Annotated in this window: 7 protein-coding genes, 2 tRNA genes and 1 pseudogene; 5 read left to right on the forward strand and 5 right to left on the reverse strand. The window is 45.4% G+C overall.

The genetic code is table 11. From position 1 onward, the window contains the following. Window positions 1-60: 60 nt before the first annotated feature. The 5 genes and pseudogenes from dapA to lysA all read right to left on the reverse strand — a co-directional run bounded on the left by dapA (window position 61) and on the right by lysA (window position 3640). Window positions 61-936 (reverse strand): 4-hydroxy-tetrahydrodipicolinate synthase, encoded by an 876-nt coding sequence (gene dapA / locus V7L97_RS02070; RefSeq protein ID WP_333652969.1) that lies wholly within the window; start codon window positions 934-936, stop codon window positions 61-63. 123 nt (window positions 937-1059) lie between these two features. After that, window positions 1060-1236: a PilZ domain-containing protein gene (locus tag V7L97_RS02075; protein ID WP_333652971.1), complete on the reverse strand. Its 177-nt coding sequence runs from the start codon at window positions 1234-1236 to the stop codon at window positions 1060-1062. 41 nt (window positions 1237-1277) lie between these two features. Beyond that, window positions 1278-1565, reverse strand: coding sequence for a PilZ domain-containing protein (locus tag V7L97_RS12815; protein WP_442891723.1), 288 nt, complete (start codon window positions 1563-1565; stop codon window positions 1278-1280). Next, window positions 1545-2381 (reverse strand): annotated as a pseudogene (gene dapF / locus V7L97_RS02080) (diaminopimelate epimerase); the annotation flags it as partial. The gene V7L97_RS12815 and the pseudogene dapF, both read right to left, overlap by 21 nt. A gap of 5 nt (window positions 2382-2386) precedes the next feature. Beyond that, on the reverse strand, window positions 2387-3640 hold the full coding sequence (lysA, locus tag V7L97_RS02085) for a diaminopimelate decarboxylase (protein ID WP_333652977.1): 1254 nt from the start codon (window positions 3638-3640) through the stop codon (window positions 2387-2389). A gap of 120 nt (window positions 3641-3760) precedes the next feature. Here lysA and V7L97_RS02090 point away from each other — a divergent pair, with 120 nt between their 5' ends. From V7L97_RS02090 to V7L97_RS02110, 5 genes are all read left to right on the forward strand, one after another. Further along, window positions 3761-3907, forward strand: a complete 147-nt coding sequence (locus tag V7L97_RS02090) for a hypothetical protein (RefSeq protein WP_333652979.1) — start codon at window positions 3761-3763, stop codon at window positions 3905-3907. 123 nt (window positions 3908-4030) lie between these two features. After that, window positions 4031-5977, forward strand: a complete 1947-nt coding sequence (locus V7L97_RS02095) for an aconitate hydratase (RefSeq protein WP_333652981.1) — start codon at window positions 4031-4033, stop codon at window positions 5975-5977. A 78-nt stretch (window positions 5978-6055) separates the two neighbouring features. Continuing rightward, window positions 6056-6128: transfer RNA gene (locus V7L97_RS02100), tRNA-Lys, on the forward strand. A gap of 1 nt (window position 6129) precedes the next feature. Beyond that, window positions 6130-6204 (forward strand) — tRNA-Glu (locus tag V7L97_RS02105). A 354-nt stretch (window positions 6205-6558) separates the two neighbouring features. After that, complete coding sequence (locus tag V7L97_RS02110; protein WP_333652985.1) at window positions 6559-7455, forward strand: sulfite exporter TauE/SafE family protein; 897 nt, start codon at window positions 6559-6561, stop codon at window positions 7453-7455. Window positions 7456-7496 lie beyond the last annotated feature (41 nt).

Here is a 7496-nt window from a genome sequence, read left to right on the forward strand (position 1 = left end):
TTGGAGTGTTGCTGTTTCCCATTACTCCAATTCTCCATCACTCCATTTCTCCAGTTGTTTTTATCTGATGATTTTCGCACTCTTCAATACGCCCTTTAGTTTTTCTTTGTTTGCCTTGGACATTTCGCAGAGCGGCAGCCTGAACTCCTCCTTGATCTTTCCCATCATCGCAAGGGCTGTTTTCACCGGTATCGGATTTGTCTCTATGAACATGGCTGAGTTAATGGGTTCGAGTTTATAATGCAGTTCTCTGGCCTTTGCTATGTCGCCATTTGCCCACGCATTATACATCTCGGCAGAATCTTTTGGAGCGACATTTGCCGTAACCGATATGGCCCCATGCCCGCCGAGGGCAAGCAGCGGCAAAGTGGTAAAATCATCTCCTGAAAGCACTGTAAGTCTGTCCCCGCAGAGCCTTATGAGCTCGCTTGCCTGTTTCATGTCGCCGGTGGCCTCTTTTATGCCAACGATATTCTTACATTCCGTGAGGCGTGCCACTGTTGACGGCAGCATATTCACAGCAGTCCTTCCAGGCACGTTGTAAAGGACAATGGGTATCTTCACCGCATCTGCAACTGCCTTGTAATGCCTGTAAAGCCCTTCCTGTGTCGGCTTGTTGTAATACGGTGTGACGAGCAGAGCTCCATCAGCGCCCAATTTTTTTGCCTTTTTGGTTATCTCGATTGCCTCGTCGGTGGAATTCGCACCTGTGCCTGCAATGACCGGAATCCTTTTGTTTGCAGCCTTAACAGCGACCTCAATGACCATATAATGCTCTTCGAGTCCGAGGGTTGATGCCTCGCCTGTTGTTCCGCAGGGCACGATGCCGTGAGTGCCTTGCTTTATGTGCCACTCGATCAGATCACCGTAGGTCTTTTCATCGAATTTACCGTTTTTAAAAGGTGTTACAATTGCAACTATCGAGCCTTTAAACATTTTGTTCCTCCTATTTTAAATAAACATCAATCCTGCTCTGTATTTTTCGCCAACCTTCATGCTCCATTGAACAATTGCTATCTTAAGTATAGACGGATTTTCCCTGCTTTTGAATATAATAACCTACCCCGGTTCCAAAGGGCAATCAGAGGTAAGGCCGATGCCTCCTTCGCTTATATCAATGGATACAGCCGGAAGCATATTCTCGGACTTTCCGGCCCTGAAGTATTCCAGTTCGGCATCGTAAGGTTTCCTTTCGTACTTCCTTTTTTCCTTTTTATCTTCCTCTGTCAAAGGCATATCTCCCTTCCGCTTAAGTTTATTCTACTACGATTTTCCGGTTAAATGAACATCAATCCTGCCCGATACTTATCTCTGTCCTTTTTGCTCCATATTACGACGGCACTTTTCGGATGCGGGGTATCCTTAATCTTAAACGTGATAATCTGTCCAGTCTCCATCTCGTGATCCGAAGTGATGCCCATCCCTGATTCGCTGCTATCAACACAGATGCAGGCACGGGAAGCTCCCTTTGATTTCCCCTTTTCAGAGAACTCCAGGGGCATGGAGCAGGTATGTCGCTGGTGCCTTCTTCTGTCCTTCCCTTGTGCTGCTGAATAGTGTACCATGCCCTGAAAGACTTCTGCTGCCGGGCCGGTCATATAGACATGGTTATTGGCATGCCATTCTATTAAAAGATTTCCGCCGAGGAGCTGTACGGATACATTCCTTTCTGTTAATCCCTTTAGCATTGCAGCCACACCGGTTGCCGATGCGCCGGTCCCGCACGCCATTGTCTCGCCCGAGCCCCTTTCCCATACCCTCATTAATAGTTTGGTTCTGCTTTGCACATTAACAAACTCCACATTCGTCTTCTTTGGGAACATAGGATGTTTTTCGATCAGAGGGCCATACGTTGGTACAGGGAAGTCCGATATGTTCTCGCCGAGAAAGATTACTGCATGTGGATTGCCCATGGACACGCATGTTATTTTAAAGCCCCTGTCTTTAATTTGCAGAGGATAGTCTATTATGGGCGGTGAGGACTTAATATCCACGGGAATCTTTTCCGGTTCCAGAATGGGTTCTCCCATATCCACCTTCACCATATCTCCGGCACGCTCGGGTTTTATTATTCCCGCGAGGGTCTCTATTTCGAGGACATCTTTTCTTGAAAGTCCCCTGTCCCATATATATTTGGCAAAGCACCGTATGCCGTTGCCGCACATCTCGACCTCGCCGCCGTCGGCATTGTATATCTTCATCTTGAAGTCAGCGATTTCCGAAGGACAAAGGAGCAGTATCTGGTCGGCGCCTATTCCGAATCTCCTGTGGCAGAGGGTCTTGCTTAAGCCTTCAAGCTCCAGACCGGTGACCTCTGGCTGCTTTATGCAGTCAATGAGAATAAAGTCATTTCCAGATCCATGCATTTTTGTGAACGATATTTCCATCAGACAAACTCCGGTACGGCCTCTCCTCTAATAATATCACTAAAAGTCTCTCTTTTCCTTATCAATTTATATTTTTTGCCTTTTACCATGACCTCTGCTGCCTTCGGCCTGCTGTTGTAGTTGGATGACATTGTAAAGCCGTAAGCACCGGCGCTCATTACAGCAAGGTATTCACCATTTTTGACCTTTTGCATCTCCCTGTCCTTTGCCAAAAAATCACCTGATTCGCAGATTGGTCCTACAATATCGGCAATTATCTTGTCCCTTTTATTTTTAATAACCGGCTGGATATGGTGGTATGCGCCGTAGAGGGTTGGCCTCATTAAATCGTTCATTCCAGCATCAACGATCACAAACTCCTTTTCCTGTCCCTTCTTTAAATAAAGGGTCTTTGTTACAAGAATCCCTGCATTGCCTACAAGAGACCTGCCAGGCTCAAGGACAACAGTTACTTTCCTGCCCTTGAGTAATGGCAATATGTTCTTTGCGAGTTGAGCCGGATTCGGAGGCATTTCATCCCTGTACGTGATTCCGAGCCCTCCGCCTATATCCAGATAGTTAATGCTGATTCCCTGTCTTGTAAGCTTATCTACGAGTATCAGTATCCTTTTTAATGCATCCACAAATGGCGAAACCTTTGTGAGCTGAGAGCCTATGTGCTTATGTATGCCGACAATCTTAATGTTTTTAAGGCTATTAGCGAGCCTGTAATATTCCAATGCATCCTCGATAGGTATGCCGAATTTGTGTTTCTTTAACCCTGTCGAGATGTAGGGATGCGTTTCAGGGTCTATGTCAGGGTTTATTCTCAGGGCAATTGGCGCCTTTGTCTTCATCTTTTCTGCAATCCTGTCGATCTCCCTGAGTTCATCCTCGGACTCCACATTGAACATCAATATCTTGCTCTTTAATGCATGCCTTATCTCTTCCTCTGTCTTTCCGACTCCTGCATAGACTATCTTTTTAGCCGGTATGCCTGCCTTCAATGCCCTGAAGAGTTCTCCTCCTGAGACAACATCGGCGCCGCCGCCGTTTTTTGCAAAGAGCCTTATTATGGCTGCATTGGAGTTTGCCTTTAATGCAAAACAAATAATGTGTGGAAAACCGTCAAATGCTGTTTCGTAGGCCTTGAAGTGATTCAGAAGCGTGTTGTAGCTGTAGATATAAAGCGGTGTTCCGAATTCTTTGGCGATTTTTCTGACAGGTACATCCTCTGCGTATAATTCGCCGTTTTTATACTGAAAGAGGTGCATGTAATCTCCTTTATTTGTTTGATTTTTTTTATGTTTTTTTAACATAATATGCGGAAAAAGTCAAAAAATATATCCGCAATCAAGAAAAGCAGGCACGGCTCAAAAACTTTATCATTAGTAATGAATAACTATAAGACACATGCAGGGTATGCTGAAAAAGACTTTGCACTTCAGAATATTAGACTGCATAGTCTTGAATCCGTCATCTACAACATTGGTTACTATTTAGGCAAGGCGTTGGTTATCTCTGGCATACACAGAGAATAACACTTTGTAAAGGCTTTTTCAGCATACCCTGCATGTGTCTTTACGTTATAATTAGGCAATTTGCGCAATTTGGGGTAAAGAAAGGTTAAGATTAAGGTTAAGGAAAAGAGGAAAGGGGTAAAAATGGGAAAGAACATTGTACAGAAAATATTTGAGGCTCACAGGGCTTCCGGAGAGATAAAGGAAGGGAGTCTGATAGGATTAAAGGTCGATCAGGTCTATACACAGGATGCCACAGGAACGATGGCATGGCTTGAGTTCGAGGCAATAGGCATTGACAGGGTAAGGGTTCCCCTTGCTGTCAGTTATGTTGACCACAATATGCTCCAGTCAAACTTTATGAATGCCGATGACCATCTGTTTTTACAGACCGCTGCTGCAAAATTCGGCGCATACTTTTCAAAGCCAGGAAACGGAATATGCCATCAGGTGCATCTTGAAAGGTTTGCAGCGCCAGGCAAGATAGCCCTCGGCACAGACAGCCACACCCCAACAGGCGGAGGAATGGGCATGATAGCCATAGGTGTTGGAGGACTTGAGGCAGCAACAGTTATGGCAGGTGCACCCTTTGAGACGAATATGCCGAAGGTTGTGAGGATTAATCTCAAAGGCAGGCTCCAGAGGCCATGGGTTACTGCAATGGATGTTATCCTCACGCTTTTAAAGATGCTCACAGTTAAAGGGGGTGTGGGGAAAATACTTGAGTACGGCGGCGAAGGCGTAAAAGACCTCAATGTCACAGAGAGGGCAACCATTACAAACATGGGCGCAGAGCTTGGCGCAACAACATCGATATTCCCAAGCGATGAAAAGACCCTTTCTTTTCTAAAGGCGCAGGGCAGGGAAAAGGACTGGATTGAATTAAAGGCTGATGCGGATGCCGAATACTCGGAAATTATAGAGCTTGATTTAAGCGCTGTAGAGCCAATGATTGCACAGCCCCACAGCCCTGACAATGTTGTGGCGATTAAAGAGATAGCAGGCAAGAAGGTCAATCAGGTCTGCATTGGAAGCTGCACCAATTCTTCATATCACGCAATGAAGGCTGTTGCATCCATACTGAGAGGAAATACAATCCCTGAATGGGTGAATCTTTTGATAAATCCTGGCTCAAAACAGGTTTACGAAATGCTTTCGAGGGAGGGACTCATAGCGGATATGATCTCTGCAGGCGCAAGGATTCTTGAGGCATCATGCGGCCCCTGCATTGGAATGGGCGGCGCTCCGGGATCAGGGCATGTATCCATAAGGTCTTATAACAGGAACTTCCATGGAAGGTCAGGAACAAAGGATGCCTTTGTCTACCTCACAAATCCCATTGCCTGTGCTGTGATGGCTGTAAAAGGCGAGATCATCGATCCCCGTGATGCAGGACTTAAGTTCGATGAAATAAAAGAGCCAGAGAAGTTTTTGATAAATGACAATCTCGTTATCCCTCCGAAGGCTGATACAAAGGATATAAAGATAATAAAAGGCCCGAATATAAAAGAGGTGCCTGTAAAAGAGCCGTTTAAAAAGAGCATAGAGGCAGAGGTATTGTTAAAGCTCGGAAATAACATCACAACAGACGACATAATGCCTGCCGGCTCTAAAGTCCTTCCTTTCAGGTCGAACATACCTGCAATTTCTGAATTTGTATTTGAAAACATCGACAGGACATTCAGCAAGCGTGCAGTGGAGGCAAAGGAAAGCGGCGGCGGGATAATCATCGGCGGAGAGAACTACGGACAGGGTTCATCGAGGGAACATGCAGCCATTGCGCCCATGTATTTAGGACTTCAGGCTGTTATTGCAAAGTCCTTTGCAAGGATACACAGGGCTAATCTCATAAACTTCGGGGTTCTGCCGCTTTTATTCAAGTCAGAGGGCGATTATGAGAAAATAGAACAGGGAGACAGGCTTTTAATAAGGGATGTCATCGGCTCTATCAAAGGAGACCAGAACTTCAAGGTCGAAAACCTGACAAAGGGTTATGCCTTTGAGGTTATATCAAATCTCAATGATAGAGAAAAGGAACTGATCTTAAAGGGCGGGCTTCTGCCGTATGTAAGACACCGAGCAGCGGGGTAGCGGATTGACAAAAAAGCCGTACAAATTGTAAATTATTAGTCTTAAACTCGCCAAAAGATCGAAGATTTTTGGCGCTGAGGGCCGCTAGCTCAGTTGGTAGAGCAACGCCCTTTTAAGGCGTGGGTCGTTGGTTCGAATCCAACGCGGCTCATGTCCCCATCGTCTAGCCCGGCCTAGGACATCGCCCTTTCAAGGCGGTAACATGGGTTCGAATCCCATTGGGGACGCTTGAAAAATAGAAAGGGCTTGCTGCAAGCAAGCCCTTTTTTGTTTCCTCTCAAGAGACCACCCTTTTAAAATATCCTACTGCGAATGGGCGATCCCTAACAGAACAATGAACAAAAGCCAGACCATCATTCCAAGTAATACCCTGTGGAATATTGAATTTGCTCTGTCCATTCCTTCCCCCAAAATTTATGCCTAAAATTATCATTGGATTTTTTTTGAATATCCTTTACACCTGAAACATTCTCCTTATCCCTATCACTTGTTTTTGTTATAATCAGCAGATGGATTTTTTAAATGTACTTTTTCCGATTTCGGGTGTAAGAACTAATATCTTCTTACCCCCGCTGGTCGCGATGTTTATCTCTTTTTTCACTTCAATGGGCGGTATTTCTGGTGCATTCCTTTTGCTTCCGTTTCAGATGAGTGTTTTGAATTACACTGCTCCTTCGGTAAGCGGCACAAATCATGTCTTTAATATTGTGGCAATACCGAGCGGTGTTTACCGCTACATCAGGGAAGGCCGGATGGCATGGCCTTTGACATGGGTAGTTGTTGCAGGCACACTGCCCGGCGTCTTCCTTGGCTACTATGTAAGGGTTTTGTATCTCCCCGACCCAAGGGCATTTAAATTCTTTGTGGGCTGCGTTCTTTTTTACATAGGGACTCGTCTTTTAAAAGAGATTCTGATCAGGAATAAAAAATCCTCCGCATCAAAGGCTCTGGAAGAGAAGTTCAAGGCAAGGATGAATGAGATAAGGCAGCAACAGGCTTCAACAATAGTAGCGGGTTTGTCTGCTGAGGCAGTGGTAAAGACAATAGCTGTTTCATTAAAGGAGATAGAATACGAATTCTGGGGAGAAAGGTTTTCTTTCAATACCATGGGCATGTTCATCCTTGCCCTTGTGGTGGGGATCATTGGCGGTGCATATGGAATCGGCGGAGGCTCCATTATCGCCCCGTTCTGCGTCGCTGTTTTTCACCTGCCTGTCTATACCATTGCAGGCGCTGCATTGATGGGGACTTTCATAACTTCTGTTGCAGGCGCACTGTTCTTCAGCATTATCCCTGCTGCAGGCGGTGTCTCAGCTATGCCTGACTGGCCGCTGGGCATACTGTTCGGCATCGGCGGATTTGTTGGCATGTATTTAGGTGCAAGGTTTCAGAAGTATGTTCCGCAGAAGTTTATAAAGCTGATGCTGGGAGTTGTTATAGTATTTCTTGCAATAAGATATATTGTTCAGTATTTCTAATGAATAAAAGGCCTGCAATTATTCAGTTGTTCTTCTCCTTT

Origin of the sequence: Dissulfurispira sp. (genome assembly GCF_036745535.1) — a bacterium.
In the GTDB taxonomy this organism is placed as follows: domain Bacteria; phylum Nitrospirota; class Thermodesulfovibrionia; order Thermodesulfovibrionales; family Dissulfurispiraceae; genus Dissulfurispira.